Below are 26089 nucleotides of genomic sequence, written 5' to 3' on the forward strand. Positions count from 1 at the left end.
CTCGGTCGCCGCGCAAGTGAATGGACGTTCCGTTGCAGGCGCGGTCTTCGCCCCCGAGTTCGGATGGCTCTTCGAAGCCTCCTCCGACGGCCCGTCCCTGTGCAATGGCGTGCGCCTGCGCGTCTCCACCCTCTCCGAGCCGCATCTGTCGCTCATTCATACCGGAGCCGACAAAGCCGATCTCGGCGAACACTCGTTCCGTTTCATGCGCGCCGTCGCCGCCCTCGCCCAGCGCGCGCGAATCACCGGCGCTGCGGCCCTCGACCTGTGTCTCGTTGCCTCCGGTAAGGCCGAAGCCTATTTCGAACCGGGTGTCTACATCTGGGACATCGCCGCTGCGGGATTGATCGTTGAGCGGGCCGGCGGGGTCTGCGACGTGCTCCGTGAATACGGATCGTATCGCCTGGCCGTGCTCGCCTCCAACGGACTCATTCAACGCCGCGTCCGTGACGCCCTGCTACCGCTCTTTACCTAGCCCTCCGGCCACGCCGAACCTGCTGCTGAATCCGGGCGCTTGTCTCTTATGCGTCTCTGGAGTAATATACCCGTCGCTTTTCATCGGATGAGCTGAGCTGGGCCCGGGTGTCCCGGTGCAGGCCGATCATGCGGAGTGAGGAGAAGACATGCGCATTCTTTCGGGAATTCAGCCTTCGGGCAAGTTGCATCTGGGAAATTATTTCGGCATGATGCGGCCGGCGCTGCGGTTGCAGGAAAAGGGCGAGGCCTACCTGTTCATCGCCAATTACCACGCCCTCACGACGGTGGACGATCCGGAGCAATTGCGGCAGGGGACGCTCGATGTGGCGATCGACTTCCTCGCCTGCGGGCTCGATCCGTCTCGCGCAGTCTTTTTCCGCCAAAGCGATGTGCCTGAAGTTCACGAGCTGGCCTGGCTCCTCTCCACCGTCACCCCCGTCGGTTTGCTTGAACGCTGCCATTCCTACAAAGACAAGCTTGCCAAGGGCTTTGCCCCCTCTCACGCGCTCTTCGCCTATCCGGTGCTGATGGCCGCCGACATCCTGATCTACCAGTCCAACCTCGTCCCGGTCGGCCGCGATCAGAAGCAGCATGTCGAGGTGACCCGCGACATCGCCATCAAGTTCAACAACCAGTTCGGCGCCGTCTTCACCATTCCCGACCCTGTGATTGCCGACGAGGTCGCCGTTGTGCCCGGCCTGGACGGACAGAAGATGTCTAAAAGCTACGGCAATACGATCGAGCTGTTCGGCGACCTCAAGGAAACCCGGGGCCGGATCATGAAGATTGTCACCGACAGCACGCCGCTGGAGGCGCCCAAAAATCCAGACACCTGCACAATCTTCGCCCTTTACAAGCTCTTTGTGTGCGAGACGGATCGCGACGCTCTGGCGCAGCTTTACCGCGCGGGCGGCATGGGCTATGGTCATGCCAAGAAGGCGCTGTTCGAGGCGTTCGAGGCGACGTTCGCCCCGTTTCGCAAACGGCGCGACGAACTGGCCGCTGATCGCGGCTACGTCGAGGGGGTGCTCCGCCTCGGCGCCGAAAAAGCGCGTGCCGAGGCGCGTCAGACACTTGACCGCGCCCGCGCCGCCGTAGGAATTGCGTAGCGGCAAAACCTGTGACTGCCCGGAGTAACGACGTGATGACACTCGAAACATTGCAGCAGGGCGAGTACAAAGTGGAGCTGGAGGTGTTTGAAGGGCCTCTGGATCTCCTGCTTTACCTGATTCGCCGCGACGAGCTGGATATCTACGACATCCCGATCGAGCGCATCACGACGCAGTACATGGAGTATTTGGGCGTGATGCGGATGCTCGACCTGGGGATCGCCGGCGAATTCCTGGTCATGGCCGCCACGCTCCTGATGATCAAGAGCCGCATGCTGCTGCCGGTCGAGCAACGGCGCAGCGATTCCGAGGATGGCGCCGAGGAGTGGATCGATCCGCGCCTGGACTTGGTCCGCCAACTCATCGAGTACAAGAAGTTCAAGGATGCGGCGGCCCAGTTGCAGGTTCGCGAAGCGCTTCAGAGCGAGATCTTCAGCTACGGCGGCGATGATCCGGCGAGTGAACAGGAAGACGGCGCGCAGATGTTGGCCGACATCGGCCTGTTCGATCTCCTGACCGCCTTTCAGGAGGTGCTGCTTCGGGTGCCGGCCGAACCGTTCGGGTATATCGAGCCGATCCTCTGGTCGGTGCCGGACAAGATGGAGGCGATCATCGCCCTGACTCGCCAGCGACGGGAGGTGGCGTTTTCACGGCTGTTCCGCCCGGAGTCGCTGCGGAGCGAGGTGATCGTCACCTTTCTGGCGCTGCTGGAACTCCTGCGGCTGCGCCAGATCGCGCTGCGCCAGCAGGCGGCCTTTCATGAAATCATCATCACCGGGGTTTCAGATGACGCGTCTGACGGCGCGTTGCCGCCGCCGGTGATCGGAGGTGGCGCGCATGTCGAATCCTGACACACCGGGCATGGCCCTGGCATCGAGCTTGCAGCAAGTTGTCGGCGCGTTGATCTTCGGCAGCAATCGGCCCCTCACCATCGAGTCGATCCGCGTCTGCCTGCAGGAGGTGGGCGCCCTCGATGATCAGACGCGCGTCTTTGCCGACGCCGCGCCACGCGATGTGCGCGACGCCGTCGAGGGGATTGCCAAAGATCTGGCGCGCCTCGGCCTGGGCATTGAACTGGTCGAACAGAGCGAGGGCTTCCGATTCCAAACACAGGCCTGTACGGGGCGTTGGCTGCGCCACATGCTCAAGGCCGACCGTCCGGGCCGCTTGTCGCGCCCGGCGCTCGAGACGCTGGCCATCATTGCCTACCGGCAGCCGATCGCCAAGTCTGAGATCGAGGCGGTCCGCGGCGTCGCCGTCGACCACATCATCAAGGCGCTGATGGAACTGCACCTCGTGCGCATCGTCGGCCGTAGCGACCTGCCCGGACGCCCCTTCCTGTACGGCACCACGGCTTCGTTTCTCGAACACTTCGGATTGAAGAACCTGGCGGATCTCAACGCGCTGGATCCCACCTTGCAGCGTTCACGGCCCGCTGAACGGCGGGCGGTTCACCGCAAGATCCAACCGGACAAACCCGTTGGAACGCCTGCTGCGGCACCGAACACGCCGGATGAACAGACAGGCGTTACTGCGGCGAACGCGCCGGCCGAGGCGGCCGCAGATGACCGTGACCTCCAGGCGGCCGTGCGCGAGATTCTCGGCCCACGCGGGGATCCCGGTGCCGACGCGGAGCCCGTGTTTGAGACGCCGGCGGACGCCGAGCAGGACGGGAGCGCGCCATGAACCGAGTGATCGCCATTGATGGACCTGCCGGCTCGGGAAAATCGTCGGTCTCCAAGCGCGTGGGCCGTGATCGGGCTTTTCTGCACGTCGATTCCGGCGCGCTGTACCGCATCATGACCTGGCAGGCGCTGCGCGCCGGGATTGACACGTCTAACGAGGCGGCGGTCGCCGCGTGCGCCGCAGACGTGGATGTCGCCTTTCGCGCCGAGGGCGGCACCGTCGCCTTTTATGTGGACGGCAAGGCCCCCGGCGATGCGATTCGTTCCGCTGAGATCAACCGCCATGCCAGCCCGGTCGCGCGGGTGAAGGCCGTCCGGAACAAAGTGACCGCGTGGTTGCGATCCCTGCGCACGCTGGGCGATCTGATCGTCGAGGGGCGCGACATCACCTCTGTGGTCTTCCCCGACACCCCGGCGCGTTTCTATCTCGACGCCGACCCCTCGGTCCGCGCGATCCGCCGCCACCGCGAGGAAATCGCCAAGGGGATCGCCACCCAGACCGAGGAGGAAATCCGGGCTTCGCTCCTCAACCGCGACCACATTGACAGCACTCGCGCCGTGGCCCCACTCGTGCTCGCGCCAGGGGTCCTGCGGATCGACACCTCGGATCTGACGCTCGATCAGGTGGTGAATCGCGTGATCGCGGAGTTGCCTGTCGCGTGGCGGTAGCGCGCAAACGATGGAGTGTTCCCATGAGAAAAGCAACCTATTGGGTATCGTTGGCGCTGGTCCTGCAGGCCCATCAGGCTTGGGCGCAGACGACTGAATCGGCCTCGACCTTGGTTTCGCTCAAGCCGATGGCGGTGTTGATTTTGCAACTCGGTGTGCTCGTTCTGGCGGCGCGTCTCGGCGGCATGCTGTTCAAACGGTGGCGGCTGCCCAGCGTGCTGGGCGAATTGCTCTCGGGCGTGATCATCGGCCCCCACCTGCTTGGCGGCGTGGCTGTCCCAGGTTTTCCTGACGGCCCCATGCAGGGCGTTTGGGCGATCCTGAGCTGTCAAAGCCCGTTGTTTGGCCTCGTGCTGGTCGTGCTCACCGTGCTGGTCTTCTTGATCGGCCTCGACACGGACATTCGCCTGATCCGGCGCTATGCGCTGGCGGGCGCACTGGTCGGCGTGAGTGGCGGCGTGGCCTCGTTCGCGGCGGTCTCGGGACTGACCGCAGCCGTTTCCCCCTGGCTGTTCGGCGAGGGCCGCATTCTGGCCTGGTACGAACCAGGCCCCTTTGGCGCTGGCGTGGTAGCCAGCGTCACCTCCGTCGGCATTCTGGCCCGGATGCTGGCCGGCACGCAGCGACTGGAGACGCCCGAAGGGGTGGTGTCGCTTTCCGGCGCGGTGGTTGACGGTCTCGTCGGCATCCTGCTGCTGGCCGTCGGCGCGGGTGTCGTGGAAGCCGTCGCGGCAGGAAGACCGGCCACGGATACCATGATCGCGACAGGCGTGGTGCGCGTCGTGCTGGCTGCAAGCCTGCTGGCCGCGCTCGGCCTGCTTATCGCGCGGAAGGTGGCTCGGTCGACGCTGCGCGACGGCAATGGTCACGGTTCGATCGCCGCCACGGCGGCCTGTGTGCTGGTGGCAGCCGGACTGACCGGCTATTTCGGCCTCTCCCCGCTCCTGGGCGCGTGTGTGATGGGCGTCGTCTTCTCCACGACCGATTTGCGACACTACATTCATGAGCGATTTGAGTTTGTCCATCTGGCGCTGGTTCCGGCTTGCTTCGCACTGGTGGGCACGCAGGTGAATCTGGGCCTGCTGGCCGATCACCGGGTTGTGTTGTTTGTGCTGGCCTTTGTCGGCGTTGCGTTGGTGGCCAAGTTGACCGCATGTGGGCTGGCCGCGCTCCCGGCCCGGCTGACAGCCGCAGGGTGCTTGCGTGTGGGCATCGTATCCATGCCCCGCGGCGAGGCAACGCTCGCCATGGCGATGCTGGCGATCGCGGCCGGAATCATGCCCGCCCCCGTGCTGGTGGCGCTGGTCGTGCTGCTCGTGGTCAGTGGACTGCTCCTGCCCAAGCTGACCGAGGCGGTCTTCAAACGCGGCGGACCCGGCTTCTGCAAAGGCTTCACCCTCGACGAGCAGGTGCGAATCTCCTTCGTGATGACCACCGCCGACAGCGCCCTGTTGATTGTCCGTCGTCTGCTCGAAGTATTTGAGAGCGACGGTTTTTCGGTTTACGTGCTCAACCGCCGCGAGCGTCTGTACCGGTTTACACGCGAGGATTTTGTCGTCACGCTCCAACAGACCGGCCCCACGCTGGTGTTCACGTGCACGTCCCACGAGCGCAATCTGATCAACACGGTCATGGTGGAGATTGCCGCCGGCATCGAGCAGAATTTGCGTGACGTGCGGCGGGATCTCGATCCGGTGGCGCTGCAACGGCAACTGCAGCTCACGCCGTCCGACAGCCCGCCGGACACCGGCAACACGCTGCGCGCGTTCCTTTCTCCTGAGGTGCTCCGTCCTCGGCTGCTCTCCGACACCAAGACCGGGGCGATCGAGGAACTCCTCGATGTGTTGTACGAGAACGACCTCATTCACGACCGGCATGAGGCCCGCCGCGCCGTGTTCGCTCGCGAACAGAATCTCTCCACAGGGCTGGAACATGGCATTGCAATCCCGCACGGGCGCACCGATGCGGTTGATCGGCTTGTCTGCGCGATCGGGCTCAAACCCGAAGGGATCGACTTCGGTTCGATGGACGGCGTGCCGACGCGCATTGTCATTCTCGTTCTGGCCCCGCAAAACGTCTCCGCCCCGCAACTCCAGTTCATTTCGCTGATCAGCCAGACGCTCAACGATCAGGGGCGGGCGGCTCTGCTGACCTGCGACACCTCGGAGGAGATGCTCGCGGTGCTGTCGTCCAACTCGACGGGCAGCGCCTCCAGCAAACGGAAGGTGCCCCCTGCACTCGCCTGCCTGCAATGGCAGAACGTCTCACTGGACATCGGATCGGGCAGCAAAGAAGAGGTCATCGAGCGCCTGCTCGCGCTCTGCGCGCGCAGTGGAGCGGTGACGTCGATGGATGACGCGCGAGCGGCAGTGTTGGCGCGCGAGCGCAAAATGTCCACCGGCATGGAGCATGGCGTGGCCCTCCCCCACGCCCGCACCGAAGCGGTGTCCCGTCTGGTATGCGCGGTGGGCATCAGTCGTGCTGGCGTTGAGTATGAGTCTCTGGACGGCGCCCCTTCCCACATCCTGGTGCTCACCCTCGTTCCCCCGTCGGTCAGCACGGACTATACCCGGCTGGTGGGCGCCGTCATGCGCGCGCTCGACCGTGAAGGCCGCGCCAAACTCCTCGTCGCCAAAACCACTCACGAGGTGCTGGATATCTTGGCCTGCGGCGAGCAGTAAATCCCGATCTGTGGAAAGAAAAAGGACGTGTGACATGAACGTGCTGATGCCGCTGGCCGAGGGGTTTGAAGAGAGTGAAGCGGTGGTCGTGATTGACCTCCTGCGCCGCGCGGGGATTGCGGTGACAATCGCCGCGACAGGCGAGACCCGGAGCGTCACCGCCTCGCGCAACGTGGTCCTCGTCGCCGAGACGCTGTGGCAGGAGGTCGATCTGGACGCTTGCGACGCGCTCGTGCTGCCAGGCGGCGGGCCGGGAACGGCACGGCTTAAGGCCGACACGCGCGTCCTCAACGCCGTACGCGCCTTCCACACGCAGGGCAAGACCATCGGCGCCATCTGCGCCGCCCCGGCCGTGCTGGCCGCAGCCGGCATCCTCGCTGGCCACGCCTTCACCTGCTACCCCGGTTGCGAGAAGGGTTTGGCAGGCACCCGCTACACATCCCAGGCGCCGGTCGTTGCGGACGGCAATGTAATCACCAGTCAGGGGCCCGGCACCAGCTTTGAATTTGCGCTGGCGCTCGTCGAACGCTTGGCTGGCGCTGCCACAGCCGCCCAGGTCGCGGCTGGCCTGTGCCTGCGCCAACAGTCCTGAAGCCGGGGCACCCCCGCGTGGCGCAACAAACGCATGCCTTCATTGCGCGCCGTTCCCTTCACGCCCCCGCCGGTCCAAGATCCGCTGTTGCGGGGGAGCAGCAACGGCACGCATGTCGCGAATGGCTGAGGCCATGTCGGGCGCGCCGTAGAGCGCGCTGCCAGCCACGAGGGCGTCGGCGCCGGCTGCCGTGCAGCGCGGCGCGGTCTGCACCGTCACGCCACCGTCCACCATGATGGAGAGACCGGGGTTGCCGATGCGGTCGGCCTCGCACCGGATCTCGGTGATCTTGGACAGAACCGATTCCATGAACGGCTGCCCGCCGTAGCCCGGCTCGACCGTCATGCACAGGACCTGCCCGCAGCGGGCGAGATAGGGAAAGACGGACGTGGCGGGCGTGGCGGGATTGAGCGTCAGACCCGGCCGGACCCCCGCCGCGCGGATTGTTTCTAGCAGGTCGCTGATCGGCCGGTCCACCTCCACATGGAAGAGCACCGTATCGGCGCCGGCAGCGATGACGCGCGCCGCATACAGGTCGGGATGCGTGAACATCAGATGGACATTGAGGGGCAGGCTGCAGTTCCGGCGCGCCATGGCGACGATGTCGGGGCCGAAGCTGATGTTCGGCACAAAATGGCCGTCCATCAAATCGAGGTGCAGGGCATCGGCTCCAGACACCTCAGCCAGTCGGCACGCCTCGGCAAGATATCCATAATCGGCGGCCAGCAGAGAGGGAAGAATGTGGAGGTTTCTGGCATTCATAAGATTGAGTGGGGGGCAGCGTTCACACGCTCCGTCGCCCAGTGTTTTCTGAGTGGCACCCGGCCTCTTGGAAAACACGTGTCATCAGTAAAACACATTTCAGCGCATTTGTCCACGTTCTGATTCATATTAATGGCCCTTGCAACTCATTGCAGCGCATTGTTTCGCGACGATTCAAATGAGCGTTCAGGCGGCCATCTGCACCGCGTGATCGGAACTGAACCGTTGGCGCACTTGACACTTTCTGCCCCTTCTGACATCCTTACCCGCACGTAAGCGTCTCTTCTGAGCGATCTCTGCAGGCGCGTGCCTGTGTCGCGTGAAATGCCGTTTTTAAGAAAAATTGTTTTATGAACGTATCTACTATCCTGTTGCGGATCTGGACCAAACTGAGACTGTTTTGGGGCACGCCCCGCCGGTTGTTTCTGAACGTATTCCGTCCGGGCTATGTGCGCGCCAGCCTGGCGCAGCGATCAGGTGCGTGCCTGCGATGTGGCGCGTGTTGCCGCCTGGTCGTGAAATGCATCTTCTATTTTGAGGACAAGGGGCTGCCAGCTTGCCGATCGTATCATTTTCGCACATCGAATTGCAGCAAATTCCCTATTGATCCCCGGGATATTGCGGACCGCGATCTCATCGCCCCCCATTCTCCCTGCGGCTACTCGTGGGGGCGGACGGGGAAGCCGCCCAGCGGGTCTTAGTCACGTGAGCTCAGGCTGGCGTCCGCCCAGGAGATGCGACAACACCCACCGGTATTCGCGGGCGATGGATTCGGCCAAGTCTCCGGTCGCCAGATCGGGGGGAAGCACGCCGTACGTGTAGGTCTCCATCTCCACTTGCTCTGTGGCGCCTGCGGCGACAAGCTGGGCAAAGCGCGGGGTGAGCAGGGACTGCGTGGAGCGCAGATCGCCCGATCCCTCAAAGAAAAGCGGCACGTGGAAGTGTACCCGCCAGCACGCATCCGGAGGAACGGGCGCGGCCAGCGCCTCGGGCAGATCGGCAAACGCCTGTTCGGAACCGTCAGGCGATTGCCGCCGCGTCTGATGGAGATAGACGTCCTCGCAAAAGTTCCGCAAGGCGGCAGGCGCATCCGCCCCGTCGCGAACGCCCAACGCTGCGCCGAGGTGAATCTTGCTCACGGGCACCCCGGCGGCGCTCAAGCGGTCGAGACTGTCCGCCAGATCCTCGAACGCGACGGCCATATGAACCGTGTCGAAACACACGCCGACATGCCGCGCCAGCGTCGCCTCGGCGGCTTCCGCGCTCATCCCGCGCTGCGCGCGCAGGTGGGCGATACCCCATTCCCGCAAAGGCCCTGTGAAGAAATGGATCGTTTCATGGGTGTTCTCGATCAGGCAGTCGGGTTCGGGCTCGAGCGCGATTGCGATAGACTTGCCCGTGCTGGCCAGGGTGTCGGCCGCGTGGGCGGCGGCATCGGCAATGTTGGCCACCAGTGATTGGACATCGGCGCGGGTCGTGATCCACGGCTTGTACGAGCCGGGCACGGTGGAAATGGTGCCGCGCACCCCTTCGGGCAGCAGCGCCGCCAGAAGATCCGTCAGCAGATTCGTATAGTCAAGCCGCTCGCGCTGCCGCCAGTCCGGCCGGTAGACATTCGTTTTCACGGGCCCGCCATGAAAACGGCCGTACGGAAAGCCGTTGATGGTGAAGACGTAAAGATCGTTGGCACGGCAGAACGCTCGGAACGCGTCGAGCCGGGCGGGAACGGCAAGGGTCTGCGCGGCCGTCCAGCTCAGTCTCAAGCCCAGACCGAACGGTCCGGGTCTGCCCACGAGCTGTTTGATGCGCAGGGCCTGGTCCCGCACGGCGGCGAAGTTTTCCTCCCAGGTCTCGCCGGGATGGACATTCAGACAGTAGGTTAGGTGGAGGGGGGGATTGCTCTGCACTCTCATGAGGGTATCCTTAAAGCATGAATCGCGGTTTCGATGTGACCTGCGTCCAAAACATGCACTTCCCGTTTGGCCCCGATGCCGACCGGCAAGGTGATGTTCAGCTCCCCGCCCAGATGTTCGCGGAAGCGTTCAAGCCCCGCCAGCAGGAGCAATTCCCCGGACGCATTGCGCGCCTCGATGCAGGAATCCCACAGCGGCAAGCCTCCATCGGTCAGCCCCGTCACGAGGCGCGCGAAATCGCCGTCAGCCACCAGCCCGGTCTGCATGGCGATGTGGGCGTCGATCGCGAGGCCGATCGCCACGGCTTGGCCATGACCGATGCGGTAATGACTCATGCACTCGATCTGGTGCGCGGACCAGTGCCCGAAATCCAGAGGACGGGCCGATCCGGTCTCAAACGGGTCGCCCCCCTGCCGGATCTGGTCAAGGTGCAGCGCGGCGCATCGCCGAATCACCACCTCCAGGGTCGCAGCGTCGCGCGCGGCGACTGCGCGCGCGTGATCGCAGAGGTAATCGAAGAACGGGGCATCTCGAATCATTGCCACCTTGAACGCCTCGGCCAGGCCGCCGATCCAGTCACGCGGCGCGAGTGTCCTGAGAAAATCGAAATCGGCGATGACGCCGAAGGGCGGGGCGAAGGTCCCCGCGAAGTTTTTCGTTCCGTTATCGTCAATACCGTTCTTGACGCCGATGCCGGCGTCGCACTGCGCCAGTGTTGTGGTGGGGATGCGCACAAATCTCAACCCGCGATGCGCCAGCGAAACGGCCAGCCCCAGCATGTCGAGCATGGCCCCTCCGCCCACGCCGATCACGCAACTGTGGCGGTCGAGTCGCAGCCGCCCGATAAGCGCGAGCGTATCGTGGACAGCCCCCCAGCCCTCCTTCGCCGCTTCGCCGCCGGGCAGGATCACCGGCGGCCCCGCCTGCACGAGGCTGTCGGCCTGGCTGCGCACATAAGCCTCGGCGGTTTGCGCAAGATCCGGCCAGGCCCGGGCGAGGCCGCTGTCGATGCACACCCAGATTCTGTTAGCCGACGCATCGCCTCGTGGGCCGATCACACGCCTCAGCGTGCCGTTCTGCTGCGAGAAAACGCCGCGGGTGAAATGCACGGGATAGTCAAACGTGACCGTGAACCGTTGATGATAAACATCGTCACACCTTGTCGCAACCTGATCGCTCATCGTGCTCTCCCTCGCATACCCCGATCGCGTGCCGTTCATGCCGATTCCAGATACCGTCTCACCCCGCAAGCCAGCTCGACAATGCCGCCTGAACCGGCCAAGGCGGGAATCGTGGAGGCGATGGCTATTTCCCGACCCTTGCCGACACGCCCGTGCGTGCCTCGAATGCGGCTCGTGTCGCGGCACACGCCGGGCGGACACCACGAGAAGAACAATTCACACGGATCGAAGCCGGGTTTGTTGTGGATGTCCACATGACCGGCATAGTCCGGCGCGTTCCGGAGATCCGTCCACCAGGGGTAGGCGAACCAGCGTCCGGATCGGGCCACGGCGACCAGCTCGCCGCTATTCGCATGCCGCATACCGAGCTCGGCTTGCGCCGCCGCATCCAGCACCCGCTCCACGCCGTCGGCGGCAAGCAGGATCTCGCGGACCCGCGCGATATCGGAGGGGTCCGCAACATGGATATGCGCCACTTCGTGATCCACCAGCGCAAAGGCGCGCGAGGCGTGAAAGTCCGCATAGAGTCGCCCCTTCACGTTGCGCGTTTTCATCAGCCCGTGCTCGTGCAGGATGCGGTTGGGCAGCACCGCCGCTCCAGTGCAATCGACAATCGCATAGTCGCCGAAAATCACGGTCTCATAACCGTTCTTTTGCGCGGCGGCCAGGAGCGCGCGCAACTGCCCTTGCAGCGTCTCGATCGCCCGCTTGCTTCTGGCATGATGGGGCCCGTAGCGTTGAAAATCGTAGTCCAGCGATGGCAGATAGGTCACGCACACCCCTGGGGTCAGCATCGGATCGGCCAGGATCTCGGCGGTGGCTGCGGCGATCCAGTCGCCCACCTTGGCTGATGCGAGCGGCCCCCAGTAGTGGTGCAACCGGAAGGGCCGTCCGATGCGGCTGCAGAGTTTCCGGTACACGCCATCCGGGCGGCAGTAGCAGTCCTCAATCATTCCGCCATGGCTCTTGTGGATCGGCGCGGGCGAGAGCAGGATGTCGGCATCCCCGCCCAAGCTCTGCTGACAGAAGAGCTGGGCCACAGTGCCGCCTGCGCTGCGGAATCCCCTCCACAAGCTGTCCCCGGCCACCAGCGCCGATGATTGTTCCCAGAGCGAGACCCGGCGTAACGTGCGGTCGAAGCGCCCATTGGCGATCATGCCATGCTCCGCCGGCAGCGCGGCGGTGCGGAAGCTCGCTTGGACCGTGCAGGTCACGGCCGGGAAAACGGTTTTCCCGGCCTGAAAGTCGAGGCCGATAGCGAGGCCTCGCGAAGCCTCATGCGACAGCGCGGCCACTTGAATAATCAACACTTTTTTTCCGAACGGTGACATGGCGAAACTCCGGTTATCCGTCATTCATCATGTGCAATAAAATCGTCGAGCGAGACGGCGCTGGAAGGCCCAGAGCGTCAGACCGACCGCACCCGGAACGGCCAGTCCGCCCCAGCCGATTGCGGCGAGGCAGACCTGCATGAACAGGAGGCCCCGCAGCCATCGGCCGACGGCCCCCTGCACCCCGCCCGGCGTCGGCCGGCCGGCCAGACGATGCCCGGCCAAACCCGCCCAGACGGCCATCGGCGCACCGAGCGCGAACGCCAACGGCCAAGCCCCGATTCCCGCCCGACGCGCGGCCCAGCCCACGACGCCAAATCCCGCCGCGAGAACGAGAGCGGGCAGCCAGCGGCGAACACCCAGCTCCATCGCGCGGGTCTCGTTCCGGGCGATGGCCGTCACAGCGGCCACGTAAAGCCCGAGCAACCCGGCCGACGCGATCACGGGCGCCGACAGCTCACCCCGCCATCCGGCCGCGACAGCGCCCGTCAACAGGCTCAGCGCCCGGCAGCCGCCCATGAATAATGGACCGAGGATTCGGAAGCGCTTCATCACGCTGTTGTACAGCAGCACGGTCGCTGTCAAAAGCGCCACGGTGCCCAAGCCGGCCCAACCGTTGAACCCCGCGACCGCGATGCCCGCCGCAGCCGTCATTAAAAAGAGAATAATCGCCGTGCGCGGCCGGATTGCACCCGAGGGGAGCGGCCGGTCAGGCCGCTCGCGCCGATCCTCGGCTTGGTCGAAGAGATCGTTCCCAATCAGCCCGTGCGCGTAAATCAGCAGCGCGGATGCCGCCGCAACGCCCGCGCGCGCCCAAGCGGGAATCACAACTCCCCACAGGGCGCATCCGGACTCCAGCGCCGTCGTCGAAAAACCGGCCGCCGAAGCCAGCAGAAAGCCGGCCACGGGGTCACCGGGCACCGTCAGCAGATTGGGCGGCCGCAGCAACGCCCACCCCGCGTGCCGCACCGGGGCGGAGTGGTCCGGACCGCTCATCGCTGGAACTCGCGTGGATCGACCGGCGCGAGATCGAAGCGGGGCCGCCAGGCCGGAGATTGGGAGTAAAACGCCATCGCGTTGGCGAAGACCAAGCGATGAAGGGTCTGCTCGTCGTGACCGTCCGCCTGCATATGATCGACCACCTTGATCAGGCTCAACGGATCGGAGACGCCCCAATCCGCCGAACCGCTAACGATGATGCGCTCGCTGCCGACGCGCCGGACGATGTCGCTGACCCGCGCGGGGTTTAGTTTCGAGAAGGGATAGACCGTCAGGCCGCAGAAACATCTGGTTTCGTTGATGGCCAGATCGATCGTCTCCTCGGTGTTGTGATCCAGGTAGACCCTGCGTTCGTCCATGCCGGCTTTGCGCAGACACGCCACGGTCCGTTTGATGCCCTCAGGCTTGTTGACATGAGGCAGGTGAACAATCACGGGCAGGTTGCGGGCCTGCGCGATATCGAGCTGCCGCAGCAGGGCATACTCCTCGGCGTCGCTGATTCGGTCGAAGCCGATTTCTCCGAGGGCCACGCACCTCTCATGATCGAGATACTCGCCCATTCCGGCCAGGACCTCGTTGACCAGCTTCGTGTTCCCGGCCTCTTTGGGATTGTAGCCGATGGCAGCGTAGTGATCCACGCCAAACCGCCGCGCCCGCACAGTCTCGAAATCGAGGACGAGCTTGAAGTAGTCGAAAAACGTCCCGGCGTAGCGCCGGTCACTGCCCAGCCAGAACGACGGTTCGACGCAGACCCGTATTCCGGCGCCGTATAGGGCCTGATAGTCGTCCGTGGTGCGCGAATACATGTGGATATGGGGCTCGATAATCACGATCACTCTCCGTTCAGGCGGAAAAAAGTATAACCCATGCGCTTAAACGAAGCGACCGAGAAAAAAGTTCACAGTCTGACAGGACCCCTGTAGGCCTCTTTCAGAATCTGCGGGTCCGGCTTGAGGGTGTCCGGCATGCCCGATATCTGTATCAGATGGTTGACGAGGGTGTTGACCGCTCGACGCTCTCAGCCGCCATCTTCACGAGTTCGCGCTGAGATGGGGTCAGATTCCCGGCGCATCCGGAATTGAGCATCTCGATCACGCCGGAAGAAACGGTGAGCGGCTGGGTGATCTCCTGGCTAAGTTCGGCATAGCGCGTCACGAGTTCCTCGCGGGTAAGCTGCAGTCCGATGCCGTTGCGCCGCGCCGCACTTTCGATGCTGGCAATGGTTTTGCGGTCGGCGTTGACCTGACCGGCCAACGACCGGATTCCCTGCTCGGCATCCGTCGTCATGGAGGAAAGCAGCTCGCGTATCTGATTGAACGCCGCCACGATATCCTCGTTCCGGTCTTCGATGACGGTGTCGTGCTGCTCCAGCACCGTGGCGGCTTGCCGGAGCATCGCCGCCAGTGCGACGGATCGCTGCCGACGCACGGCGATGGCCATTTGGCGGGCTTCTTCTGTCTGGCCGGGGAGCATGCCCTCGTCGGCTGCGTCGTTCTTCTCCGGAAGAGCGGATAGCCCCAGCAAGTCAGCCAGGATTCTCGCGCTCGTTCGACGGGGGGCGCGCGGTTTGGTCGGACGCCCCGGGTCTGGTGTGGCGGCCTGTGGACCGGTGATGCGACGGTACTGCACGTTCACCACTTGCACGCTACGCAGGTGGGCCAGTTTCATCACGTTTTCGAAGCCGCCGTCGGCGGCCAGAGTCATGGGCCCCGTGCCGAACAGCGTCACAAACTTTAGAAACTCGTCCCAGTTTGCAGGCGAGAGAAAGGCGATCCCCTCGACCTTGTGGAGCACCATCCGTTCCGGCAGATTTCGGGCCAAGCCACTTCCGGCACTCGATACCTCGCCGTTGATCAGAAGTGTCCGATCTCGAAGTGTGATCTCGATCGCCCCATGCTCGCCGACCAACCGTTCCAGCACAGGAAACGCGGCGCGCGCGGAAACCAGCGTCACGTTATGAGTCGGGCCGTAAAGTCCCGCCTGACCAACCAGCAAAGATAAGTCGCGAAGCAGTGGCAAGAGGGTGTCTTCCGGTATCTTTGTCAATTTCATAATGCGCCATCCAACTGAATTGCGGAACACCCCCAGTAAAGCATAATTTGGCACGCTTGACAAACACTGGATAGAGGCCTATCAGAGGTCCATTGACCGGTCCTTCAAACACTGGCCCCATACCTTCTCCACCGCCTCGCCAGCCATTTTCACCGCGCGGTTGGGTGGGATCGGTTAGGCCCGCGCGGATCAGGGGGATGTCAACGGGGGTGCCAATCTGACCCAACGTAACGATGGCCGGGCGGGACAAGCGGGCGGCGTGGTGGTATACTTGCGGCGTTTTCGTGTGACACCTCCAACGAAAGAGACCGCCATGGCAACCAAGCGACCCCCCGTAAAACCCACCGATCCCCTCCCCTTCCGAGATCCTGTCCTCTCCCTCGACGCTCGGGTGACCGACTTGTTGGACCGCATGACCCCTGCTGAGAAAGTAGGCCAGATGTGCCAGTGGCCGGTGTTCGGTGACCTGCGCGAGGCCGTGGTCGCCAAGGGGCTCGGAAGCATCCTCTGCGGCGTGGACGAGGATGCCGACGAGCTGCAGCGTCTGGCGTGCGAGCAGACTCGCCTCGGCATCCCGCTGCTGGTGGCGATCGACGCCATCCACGGCCACTCGATGCAGCACAACGCCACGATTTTCCCCAGCGCATTGGCGCTCGCTTGCGCCTGGGACGAAGCATTGTGCCAGCGCGTGGCTCGCGCCACGGCCCGGGAGATGGCCTATACCTGCTGCGCCTGGACCTTCAGCCCAGTTCTCTGCCTGCCGCGCGACCTCCGCTGGGGACGCGTCGACGAGACTTTCGGCGAGGATCCCTATCTGATCGGGCTTTTCGGCGCGGCCATGGTCCGCGGCTACCAGGGCGACGACCTGGCGCACCCGGAGTCGGTCGCGGCCTGCGCCAAGCACTACGCCGGCTACGGCGACACCCAGGGCGGCCGTGAGGCGTCGGAGTCGGACCACTCCGAGCGCAAGATGCGCAGCCTCTTCCTGCCGCCGTTCGCCGAGGCCGCCAAGGCCGGCTGCGCCACCTACATGACCGCCTATCAGGTGATCGACGGCACCCCCTGCACCTGCAACCCGTGGCTGCTGCGCACGGTTCTGCGCCACGAGTGGCGCTCCGACGCGCTGGTCGTGACCGACTGGGCCAACGTCAGCCGCATGATCCGGGAGCAGTTCGTCGCCGCCGATTTCGACGAGGCCACGACCCGCGCCGTCCACGCCGGTAATGACATGATCATGACGACTCCAGAGTTCTACGAGGCGGCACTGCGCGGGCTGGAGTCCGGCGCGATCCCGGCGGCGCTCGTCGACGAGGCGGTCGCCCGCATCCTCCGCCTGAAGTTCAGGCTGGGCCTTTTCGAGAATCCCCGCCGCATGGACAAGGCCAAGGCCAAGGCCGTGATCGGCTGCAACGCTCACCGCGCCCTCGCCCTGCAGGCCGCCGAGGAGTCGGCCGTGCTGCTCAAGAACACCGGCATCCTGCCATTGCGGCGCGACATCACCCGCACCATCGCTGTGATCGGGCCCAACGCCGACAACGACCTCGAACAACTGGGCGACTGGTCGCTCGGCGCGGGCCAGGGCCAGGGCCGGATGCGCAAGCACGACCGCGCTATAACCAAGACGCTGCTGGACGGCCTCATCGCCCAGTTCGGTGCCGATGCCGAAGTTCGCTACGCGGCCGGTTGCGGCGTCCGCGAGCCGGGCCTGCACAAGATCGCCCAAGCCGTGCGCCTGGCGGAGGCGTCCGACGTGGTGGTGCTCGCCTTGGGCGACCAGTTGCACTGCACGGGCGAATGCAAGAGCACAGCGACGCTCGAACTCCAAGGTGGCCAGAAGGCGCTCGTCGAGGCCTTGGCCGCGACCGGCACGCCGCTGGTGGTGGTCTTCATCGCCTCCAAGCCGCTGGCCATCCCCGAGGTCGACGCCAAAGCCGACGCCGTCCTGTGTGCCTTCAACCCCGGGATGGAGGGCGGCGTGGCGCTTGCCAAGATCATCGCCGGCAGCGTCGCCCCGCAGGGCCGCCTGACCCTCTCCTTCCCCTGCCACGTCGGCCAGCAGCCGGTCTTCTATAACCAGACGGCGGGCGCGCACCACCAGGACTACCCCGACCTCCCCGGGAAGGGGTTCTTCGGACTCTACCCCTTCGGCTTCGGCCTCACGTACACCACCTTCGGCTACTACGGCACGGAAGTCTCACAGGCGTCCTACGCGCCCGGCGAGACGGTCAGACTCTCCGTCGAGGTCCGCAACACCGGTGATCGCGACGGCGTCGAGACGGTGCAGGTCTATATGCGCGACGTGGTCTCCTCCGTGACCTGGCCGCGCAAGAATCTGGTCGCCTTCCGTAAGGTCGCCCTGAAGTCGGGCGAGAGCAGGCGCATCACCTTCGAGATCCCCGGCGAGCGCTTTGCCATCCTCAACGCTCGCTGCGAACGGGTCGTCGAGCCTGGTGCTTTCGAACTCCTCGTCGGCGGCAGCTCCAAAGACAGCGATCTGAAAACCGTCCGCTTCATGATCGGCGCCCACACGTAGCCGCCACCCTTACTCGGATACGCTTAACCGCCTGTGTTATTCGACCCCGATACCGATATCGACCCCGACCCCGATTCACATACCCACACACGCGCATTCCCTGTGGCATTAATCATGATCACGCGGCGCGGCGAGACGCCGACGCCCTACCCGCGCGGTGCGCAGACACACGCACCCACAAACACACACACCCACATACCCACACACGCGCATTCCCTGTGGCATTCATCATGATCACGCGGCGCGGCAGGGACGCCGCGCCCTACCTCGCGCTTCGCGCATTTCCGGACACAGACCCTTTCAGCTTTCCGTTTTCAGCTTTTCTCATGCGCTACGGGGCGGGCTGGGCGGCAGGAGCTTTTTCCAGCCGGTCGAGTTTGGCAAGGGCGACCTTGCCTGCGCGCTGGATCCGTTCGTGCGGGAAGCGGGACGCCTCTTCAAAGGCGCTTCGGCTTTCGAGATCTCCCCACTCGCTCAGCGCGACGATGGCGGCGATCCGGATGACCTCGTTCGTGTCACGCAGATACCCCCGAATCTCCGGGATGCTTTCCCGCAGATTCAGCGTGGCCATGCAGCGGATCGCCAGGTCCCGAAGGTTGCTGGCCGCTGGATCCGTCAGCCAGTGTTCCGCCGTCTTCTTGCCCGCCGGATGCCCCAGCCGCACCAGCCCCAGCAAGGCTTCGCGTTGAACCGCCACATCCGGATCGCCCAACCGCTCCTGAAGCACCGTCTCCACGAGCTGCTTCTGCTGGTCGTCCGCCGCCGCGTGGTTCTCTGAGAGAGCCTGGACACAGAATGACCGGAAGCGCGACCCTTCCGCCGGGTCCATGAGAATGGCGATGAGGTCCGCTATCAACTGCGGATAACCCGATCGGGCCAGCAGTTTGGAGGCCTCATTGCGAACGGTATCGGAATCGGTGGTGTCCTTGAGAATCGCGACTACAGCCGCCATGTCCGCCTCACTCTGAACCCGCTCCACCCGCGCCTCAAAATCGGGAGTCACCCGCTCTTTTGAGGTCCGATCCGCAAAATTCTTCAGCATGGGGCTGACATTCGTGTAGACCGGGTGGGATCGAACGCCCGCCCCCGTGTCGGGCGCCTCCTGTTTCGACGGCTCAGGCCGATTCACCGACGCGGGCGCACCCTCGACCGCAGGGCGCGTGGCAGGAGAAGCAGACGCTGTGGCAGTCCGCTCGCGCGGTGCCCGTCGTATGATGACAGCCGCCGCCACAAGCCCACACGTCAGCGCCACCAGCGCAAGGACCACGCGATCCGGCTTCTGGCGTGGCTGATTCGTTTCCGTCTTCGGCATATCAACTCCCTCCGCACCCACAATCCGTGGGACATGCGAACCAGCCTGCCATGTTCGTGTGCGCAGGCACCTGCAGCCACGCCTTGAAGTCTGTCTGTTGTTCGCGCGTCAGAATAGCGGTCAATGCGTCATAGGCATCACGCCGCGCCCGCTGGTCCAAGCGACTGCGCCACAGCGCGTCGGATTGCTGCTGCGCGCTTCGTAAGTCCGCGTCACACGTCTCCATCACCTGCTCCAGCGTGGCGGCCTGCGTCTCTTCCAGCCTCAAATCCTGCCGCAGCCTGCTCGCCACCACCGTCGAGGGCACCGGTCCATGGGTGGGGGCCAGCGCCTCAACAGCCGAACGGAGGGGCGAGGCCTCCGCATCCGCTGTCGCCGCCGCTGGCCCCCGCTCGTGAATCGCCAGCGCCAGCGCCCCCAGCCCGCAAAGCACCCCCACATAAGCCAGATAACGATCTGTGTGTTTCATGATCGTAAGCGGCTTAACTTTGACCGTCTTGACACGGCGGGATCAGGCGATACGTGATGCCGACGTCCGCGCCGCCAGCCACTTAGCCGGGGTGAGTTTTCGAGCCTCGTCGGCCTTGATGTGCGGCAGGCGACTGAGCACGTCCTTGAGGTACTCTTCAGGGTTGATCCCGTGCATCTTGCAGTTCTGAACGACCGTGTACATCACGGCGTTCTGCCAGCCGCCGCTTTCGGAGCCGAAGAACAGCCAGTTCTTTTTTCCGATCGCGCTGGGCCGGATCGCGTTCTCGACGAGGTTGTTGTCGATCTCCATTTCCCCGTTGCCGACATACATCGTTAGTCCTTCCCAGCGGTCCAGCGCGTAGGAGATCGCTTTGCCGGTCAGGCTTTGGGGGAGGTGGTGCGGGCGCTGGGCTTCGAGCTTGCTTTTCAGCGCGGTGAGCATGGGCGCGCTTTCGGCCCTGCGCCGGGCTTCGCGCTGTTGCGCGTCGGCCCCGGATTCCCTCAGTTCCGCCTCGACCCTGTAAAGCGACTGGATGTCCGTGAGCACGGCCTTGGCGAGGGCCGACTCGTCCTGCGCCTTGTGGAAGCCGCGGCGGGCGTGCGCCCAGCAGTTGCCGAGCTTGAGCTTGCCGCCCTCTGGGCGCGCCTTGTTGTGGCTCTCGTACGCGATGTAGCCGTCGGTCTGAACGGTCCCGTCGAAGCAGCCGAGCATGTCCTCAAGGCATTTCGCGCCGCGGCCCGCGTGCCACTCGAAGTACACGCCCCGGCCCGGGGCCAGATAGACCCAGAGGTAGCCTTTCTTGGTTTTACCGTGCCCCGGGCAGATATATCCGACCGGGGTTTCGTCGACCTGAAGGTAATCTGCCTCCAGGACCTCCAGCCGAAGCTGTTCGTAAATGACCCGCAGCCAGTTCGCCGTCCTCCAGACCCAGACGCACATCGTCTTGCGCGAAAGGAGGATACCTTCCCGAGCGTAGATCTGCTCCTGCCGGTACAGCGGCTGGTGGTCGGCGAACTTGCCGGTGTTGATATGGGCGAGCAGCGACGCGGAGGCGAAGCTGCCGGGGATGAGCTGTTCGGGGGCGGGCGCGACGATGGGCGCTCCGCCACCGGCCCGGCGCACGTATTTGCGGCGCTCGATGACGACCTTCTTGAAGCGCATCGGCTCGACGTCGAGTTTAACGGTCTCCTCGGAACCGATCAGGCGCCACTCTTCCGGGCAGGCCGTGACCTCAGGCGGGTCGATGACGGTCCGCTCTTCCGGCAGATCGTCGGGCAGGCGGTCCCGTTTGGCCGTGCGCTTTTTCCTGGGGGCGGGCACCGCGTCCTCTCCTGCGGCGGGCTCCTCGTCGAAGCCCGGCTCCTCGCCAGCGCCCAACTCCAGCAGCATCTGGTTGGAGTCAAGCTTCTCGCTGGAGCTGCCGAACACGCGCCTGATGAGCAGGTCGACCTTGTCGCGCAGAAGCTTGTTCTCCGCCCCGAGCCGTTCGTTTTCGGAGACGAGCCGCCCGTTTTCAGTGACGAGGACCGCGAGTAGGCGGGCGAGCTCAAGCAGCTTCCCGTACTCTTCTTTCGATAGTGTGATGGTCTCATCTTTCACTGCTGCGTATTATAGCAGAACGTCTGAAAAAACGCTACGGTAAAATGCGTAAAAATAGCGATTTTATTGGCTTTTTATGTCATTCACGCTGATACCACGGCCTCATCCTCGCGCCCTTGAGATCCACCCCGTCCAAGAGCAGCGCCAAAGCCTCGGCCCCCAGCCTCAGCTTGCCGTTTTCGACGTCCACCCCGGCCGGCCAGGAGAACGTGCCCTTCTCAAGCCGCTTGACGCAGACCCACAGGCCGGTGCCGTCGAAGTGCAGCAGCTTGACCCGGTTCCTGTCCCTGTTCGTGAAGACGAACAGCGCCCCCTGACGTGGGTCCTCCCTCATCTTCTCCGACGCCAGCGCGTACAGCCCGCCGAAACCTTTTCGCATGTCCGCCGGCTCGACCGCCAGATAGACCTTGAGCCCGCCCGTGACGTTCAGCATGACGCCACCCGGCGGATGAACGCGGCATGGTCTCCGGTCGCCCGGAGGTTTCTGAAGCGGAACACCCTCCCGTCGGGACGGATGACTTCCACCGCCAAGTCGCTGACGACCGGCGGCTGGATCTCGACCTCGGCGAACCCGCCTGCGCTGAGGCTCCGCCCCCGCTCGCCACGCGCACGCAGCCACTTCGAAAGCGTCACGGCCTTCAGTCCGTTGGCCCGGCAGAACGCCGCCTGCGTTATTCCGCTCCCGCGGTATTGGCGTATCAGTTCCCGGCGCTCGCTTTCGAGATAACGCTTGCGCCCAAGCTTGTCCGTCTTCGCGATTTGTGTGTTCATGCCGGTGTTATAGCACGGCGCTCAAAACACGGCTAGTCTGTCAAAGGTACGCCGCTTACAATACGAATGGTAGAAGGCGATTATGTTTCATGGTGTGTGTTGAGGATGATGTGTAGGAGAGCATTCCCGAAAGCCACCGCCGCAAGGAACCTCGGTGTCCGGCTCGCATTTTTTCTCGCAAAGACGCCAAGATCGCCAAGAGGCTCCAGAATCCATTCCTTTGCGTACTTTGCGTCTTGGCGAGATCAAAGCGCTTCCCACAACTAACGCCTTATCACACAAAGCATCAACGAGTTGACCGATTACGGTATTGCGAGCGTTGAACCCAAGCCCAACACGGTCACGCCGTTAGTGTCTTTTGTTACGAAGAAATGCACCGGTTGCAAAGGATCCGCATTCTGTCGCTTTGCCGCAGCCGCTATGATGGTCCACTCCTTCTCGTCGCGAAAAACAATTGTGCCCTCTTCTGCTGAAGTACCCACGCAAATAAGTAAACAACGCAGCGTGACCGGATCGGTCTCCTTTTCCATGGCTCGCAACAAGGATTGCTTCACTTTCTTCGCACCCTCGCCCACTATTTTAGGTCTATTGGGATCAGATTCCATCCCTTCGGTCCCATCCGGATATCGTACAACCGTCCTGCCCGTTACCAGCATTGCCCCTCGGTTTACACTATCCCTGGTTCCCTCGTCCAGTAATCGCACGATCATCTGCACAGCTCGAATCGGCAGGTAGTGTTGCGAATAGTACATACGCCCCCCTATAACCGCAACCACACAGCCTACAATCGCCAACACCACTCCTAAATATAGTTTCATAAATAGCTCCATTATCGGTGCTGGGGGCTCACGGCCCCTTGAAAGACCAGTCCTTCAGACGGATCGGTTCAGCCCTCTCGAATACGTGACTTTCGTTCCGAACGCAGAGCCCGCTACCCGTATCCGGATTATAGCCGTCTGGGTTACAGTAGGGCCCGGGATCAGGGTAAGGCGGCGGATTCGTACAACTTCCGTATCCCGTGGCATTCGTCCACCCGTGATCCCAATTGCCGCGCCAGACTTGGTTGGAACTGACGGCTGCAGTATTTGTATACGAGGTAATGCGGAACCCCAGTAAATACCCAGGGGCCGCGTTCGTCTCCCAGAGGTCATTAATGAAATCAACATCTCTATCGCTTTCCCAGGTCCACACAATCCCCGATCCCGTCCCAAAACCACCCTGACTTGGCGACAGATCATGCGACTGGTGATGTCCGTTCTCGTGGTGAATTGTCTTAATGCACGCAACAATATTTGCACTATTCGTATCGAAAATACGTATCTGATCCTTCCATGTCGGAGACCACGCGGTAGGCACATAGTCTCCCGCTTGACCTCCATCCCCAACAATGGCGCTGTTGTAATACATCTTCGTTGTCTGCGGCCCGAATGGCCCACTCCCGCTACCTGAAAACCCATTCGCCACCTGCTGCCAGTAGACGTACCAGTTGGGGTTGCCGGCGGCGACGTAAGCGGGCGCGAGTGTACCCGCCGCGATCACTCTGGCGGCGGCATTGGTTCCGGTGCGGGCGAAGCGGAACTGGACATTCGTGCTCCAGCACCAGTCGACGCGCTGGGTGAATCCGAGCCAGACGTTGGTGTTACCAAAAGCGCTGTTGTTGTTAGGCATGGTGGCGTACAGGAAGTTGGTGGCCCACGGCTGGTTAGGCACCGGCGCGCAGGCATTCGTCAGGGGTGTCACATTGCCGACCGCCGGCATCCGCCAAATCAGCCGATCCCAGACCAACTGCCGGGTGGCGGGAGCCAGACCTAGCAGACGGGAAGTCTCGACCGTGACTTTGCACTGGCCGGGGTTCGCATGATCAAAGACGTACAGCGGATGCGTGGCGATGTCAGCGCCGGCTCCGGCTTCGCCGTCCGCCGGTAACGGGCCGGATGGTTTCGCGATCTTCACGTCCGGACAGATCATATACCAGGGGTCGACAAGTTCGCCTCTCCGCCCGATCTGAGGTCCGGCAGGATCGGTCGGGAGTGGCTGTTTAGACCATAGATAACCAGAACCCGAAACATTTGCAACGACCTTAAAAGACGTACAGATCAGATTGTTGGAATAAACCCCGAGTAACAGCCCTTCTGTCTCGTTCGTGGCGCTAAGGCTTGTCGAACTGAGCGTAACCGGCGGTTGCGTCCATTGCATGTTGAGACTGGGAGGAGTGACACTCCAATCCACCGATCTTCCAACGGGGACAATGGCCGTATGTATGCCATTGTTCGTCAGGATTACAGGAACGCTCGGACCCGGAAAACACAGGCGCGCATCCACCGCCGTGATGTTTACAACGTCCACGGTCTGCGTTCCAACTATTAAGGACAATTGAAATACACCCGCCGTGTGGGGAACAGCCACATAATTGACGAATCGATTCAGCGTCGGGTTGCCTGCGAAATATACATTGAAGGAGTTGGCATAGTTATTGGTTGGGGCTGGAAATACAGGCCCCTTTGTCCAATGCCACCAGGCGTCACCGGCTGAAGCCACTTGATGGGAGGTGTTTGAATGAACAACCTTTACACTCACGTCGCTCACATCATTGGTTCCCAAGTATATTCCAACATTCGCGCCATAATACCCGGTGAGCGATGGCATATTTGTTGTGACAGGTATTTGCCCGGGAATGCGAACGAAAAATGGCTTAATCCAGTTACCTTGGTTGATGATAGTTGAAGTCGGATGCTCGGTGTTCGCGCTCTGGATGTCCCTGTTGGCCGGATCATTAGGAGCGGCTGCACCAGCGGCTTTGGTGCTGGCTAACGCAACCCCACCCCCATTGATTGGGCTACCGGGAGCGATTGGCACTGGCGCAGGGGGGGCGGAACAGCGGACGCCAGCCAAACGCTCCAGTCGTAAGCGGTAATTTGTATGCTCTCCAAAGCCGGATTATCCTCCACGATCAAGGGGGCTTCCACCAGGCCATTGGACGGGGTGATATATGACATGGAAGAGAAGTACGCCCAAGAACTCAGGTCCATGGGGGCAGCAGGAGTATTCTCCAGCGTTGTCAGGACACCATTGCTGGAAAATTGCACTTGGGTCACAAAGAAGGTGATGTCATGGTTGTCGAAGGGTTCCGAAGGTGCGTTGGTCGTATCGTCCCGGTGATGACGCAAGGTCAGAAAATTAGTCAGCACCCCTGGCACTGGCAATGCATCGGGAGAAAATGTCCATTCGCCCTCCTCGCTCACGGTATCCCAGATAAAGGCGACATCCGAATCCACGTGGATCGTATGAATGGTGCATTTCGGATTGAGAATGCCGTCGGACAGCACATCGCTCGATGTCATTACGCCGCTAATGACGCCCCCAGCGGCCGTGGCTACTTTCACCGCAGCCACATCCGCTGTGGCGGTCAAGCTCCCCATCTCCAATTTTGCATCCCGGCCAACCTCATGTCCTCGACCATTGACCAAACTGACCTCCACCGAAATGTTGGCCATCGCTGGCAACACCTTGATTTCCACGTCCGCCTGATGGGCGGCCGAGGCGAATCCGCCAGCGCCTATGCTCACGCCAACTGAAGACACATATCCGGTTGATGCATTCTTGGGGGTGACTGTGATGGAATCGACCTGGTAGACCGTGAACGCAACCCGGTCATAGTACGTCCCGGGTGTGGTGGGATCGGCGCCGTTGTTGATGGCCTCCAGAGTAATGTGTTCAGGGCCGCAGTTCGTCCAGTTGCCAATGGCGTCTTTTGTGGGGCCGGTGGCGCTGACTGAAACACCCTTAACCCAGAGTTGCGTGGGCATGGACGATGCCGGGGAGTAGTTGGTGGGGCTCAAGACTTGAATCCCGCCATTTGTCGCTGTCCAGATTTCGATCTTGCTGCTGTCCCAGTTCAGCCGGGTCTTCATGGGCTCGTTCACGCCGACGGCTTTCAGCGTGATCATCTGC

22 protein-coding genes are annotated in these 26089 nt (G+C 63.0%); 8 read left to right on the top strand and 14 right to left on the bottom strand.

Annotated features, from left to right (window positions below; translation table 11 throughout):
* From FJ222_06460 to FJ222_06490, 7 genes are all read left to right on the top strand, one after another.
* A partial coding sequence (locus FJ222_06460) for an inositol monophosphatase (protein ID MBM4164065.1) occupies positions 1-475 on the top strand: 475 nt, incomplete at its 5' end.
* A 148-nt stretch (positions 476-623) separates the two neighbouring features.
* Positions 624-1586 (top strand): tryptophan--tRNA ligase, encoded by a 963-nt coding sequence (gene trpS / locus FJ222_06465; protein MBM4164066.1) that lies wholly within the window; start codon positions 624-626, stop codon positions 1584-1586.
* A 35-nt stretch (positions 1587-1621) separates the two neighbouring features.
* The gene (locus FJ222_06470; GenBank protein ID MBM4164067.1) at positions 1622-2437 is read left to right on the top strand and encodes a chromosome segregation protein ScpA; all 816 of its coding nucleotides are present in this window, start codon (positions 1622-1624) and stop codon (positions 2435-2437) included.
* A complete protein-coding gene (gene scpB / locus FJ222_06475; GenBank protein ID MBM4164068.1) occupies positions 2424-3272 on the top strand; it encodes an SMC-Scp complex subunit ScpB in 849 nt (282 codons plus the stop codon). The genes FJ222_06470 and scpB overlap by 14 nt, the downstream gene beginning before the upstream one ends.
* Positions 3269-3940 (top strand): (d)CMP kinase, encoded by a 672-nt coding sequence (gene cmk / locus FJ222_06480; protein MBM4164069.1) that lies wholly within the window; start codon positions 3269-3271, stop codon positions 3938-3940. The genes scpB and cmk overlap by 4 nt, the downstream gene beginning before the upstream one ends.
* A gap of 23 nt (positions 3941-3963) precedes the next feature.
* Positions 3964-6621 (top strand): hypothetical protein, encoded by a 2658-nt coding sequence (locus tag FJ222_06485; GenBank protein ID MBM4164070.1) that lies wholly within the window; start codon positions 3964-3966, stop codon positions 6619-6621.
* A 34-nt stretch (positions 6622-6655) separates the two neighbouring features.
* On the top strand, positions 6656-7213 hold the full coding sequence (locus FJ222_06490; GenBank protein MBM4164071.1) for a DJ-1/PfpI family protein: 558 nt from the start codon (positions 6656-6658) through the stop codon (positions 7211-7213).
* Between the two features lie 39 nt (positions 7214-7252).
* Here the strand turns inward: FJ222_06490 and rpe are convergent, their stop codons facing one another.
* The 7 genes from rpe to FJ222_06525 all read right to left on the bottom strand — a co-directional run bounded on the left by rpe (position 7253) and on the right by FJ222_06525 (position 15451).
* Positions 7253-7975, bottom strand: coding sequence for a ribulose-phosphate 3-epimerase (gene rpe / locus FJ222_06495; GenBank protein MBM4164072.1), 723 nt, complete (start codon positions 7973-7975; stop codon positions 7253-7255).
* A gap of 701 nt (positions 7976-8676) precedes the next feature.
* Complete coding sequence (locus FJ222_06500) at positions 8677-9888, bottom strand: TIM barrel protein (GenBank protein MBM4164073.1); 1212 nt, start codon at positions 9886-9888, stop codon at positions 8677-8679.
* Positions 9885-11069: a 3-dehydroquinate synthase gene (locus FJ222_06505; protein MBM4164074.1), complete on the bottom strand. Its 1185-nt coding sequence runs from the start codon at positions 11067-11069 to the stop codon at positions 9885-9887. The genes FJ222_06500 and FJ222_06505 overlap by 4 nt, the downstream gene beginning before the upstream one ends.
* A gap of 35 nt (positions 11070-11104) precedes the next feature.
* Positions 11105-12424: an alkaline phosphatase family protein gene (locus FJ222_06510; protein MBM4164075.1), complete on the bottom strand. Its 1320-nt coding sequence runs from the start codon at positions 12422-12424 to the stop codon at positions 11105-11107.
* A 3-nt stretch (positions 12425-12427) separates the two neighbouring features.
* Positions 12428-13396, bottom strand: coding sequence for a hypothetical protein (locus FJ222_06515; GenBank protein MBM4164076.1), 969 nt, complete (start codon positions 13394-13396; stop codon positions 12428-12430).
* On the bottom strand, positions 13393-14229 hold the full coding sequence (locus FJ222_06520; protein MBM4164077.1) for a hydrolase TatD: 837 nt from the start codon (positions 14227-14229) through the stop codon (positions 13393-13395). The genes FJ222_06515 and FJ222_06520 overlap by 4 nt, the downstream gene beginning before the upstream one ends.
* Before the next feature lie 151 nt (positions 14230-14380).
* Entirely contained in the window at positions 14381-15451 is a 1071-nt protein-coding gene (locus tag FJ222_06525) for a hypothetical protein (protein ID MBM4164078.1), read from the bottom strand.
* Between the two features lie 313 nt (positions 15452-15764).
* On the opposite strand from FJ222_06525, the gene FJ222_06530 reads away from it, so the two are divergent.
* Positions 15765-17984 carry a beta-glucosidase gene (locus FJ222_06530; protein ID MBM4164079.1) on the top strand — a complete coding sequence of 740 codons (2220 nt, stop codon included), beginning with the start codon at positions 15765-15767 and terminating at the stop codon, positions 17982-17984.
* 331 nt (positions 17985-18315) lie between these two features.
* On the opposite strand, the gene FJ222_06535 is transcribed toward FJ222_06530, so the two are convergent.
* The 7 genes from FJ222_06535 to FJ222_06565 form a co-directional block, all read right to left on the bottom strand.
* Positions 18316-19296 carry a hypothetical protein gene (locus FJ222_06535; GenBank protein ID MBM4164080.1) on the bottom strand — a complete coding sequence of 327 codons (981 nt, stop codon included), beginning with the start codon at positions 19294-19296 and terminating at the stop codon, positions 18316-18318.
* Between the two features lies 1 nt (position 19297).
* On the bottom strand, positions 19298-19765 hold the full coding sequence (locus tag FJ222_06540; protein ID MBM4164081.1) for a hypothetical protein: 468 nt from the start codon (positions 19763-19765) through the stop codon (positions 19298-19300).
* 42 nt (positions 19766-19807) lie between these two features.
* The gene (locus FJ222_06545; GenBank protein MBM4164082.1) at positions 19808-21367 is read right to left on the bottom strand and encodes an IS66 family transposase; all 1560 of its coding nucleotides are present in this window, start codon (positions 21365-21367) and stop codon (positions 19808-19810) included.
* A gap of 79 nt (positions 21368-21446) precedes the next feature.
* The gene (tnpB, locus tag FJ222_06550; protein MBM4164083.1) at positions 21447-21800 is read right to left on the bottom strand and encodes an IS66 family insertion sequence element accessory protein TnpB; all 354 of its coding nucleotides are present in this window, start codon (positions 21798-21800) and stop codon (positions 21447-21449) included.
* Entirely contained in the window at positions 21794-22138 is a 345-nt protein-coding gene (locus FJ222_06555) for a hypothetical protein (GenBank protein ID MBM4164084.1), read from the bottom strand. The genes tnpB and FJ222_06555 overlap by 7 nt, the downstream gene beginning before the upstream one ends.
* 302 nt (positions 22139-22440) lie before the next feature.
* Positions 22441-22956 carry a hypothetical protein gene (locus FJ222_06560; protein MBM4164085.1) on the bottom strand — a complete coding sequence of 172 codons (516 nt, stop codon included), beginning with the start codon at positions 22954-22956 and terminating at the stop codon, positions 22441-22443.
* Positions 22957-22984: 28 nt separating this feature from the next.
* A complete protein-coding gene (locus FJ222_06565; GenBank protein ID MBM4164086.1) occupies positions 22985-24739 on the bottom strand; it encodes a hypothetical protein in 1755 nt (584 codons plus the stop codon).
* Between the last annotated feature and the right edge of the window lie 1350 nt (positions 24740-26089).

Source organism: Lentisphaerota bacterium (assembly GCA_016873675.1).
Classification (GTDB): Bacteria; Verrucomicrobiota; Kiritimatiellia; order RFP12; family JAAYNR01; genus VGWG01.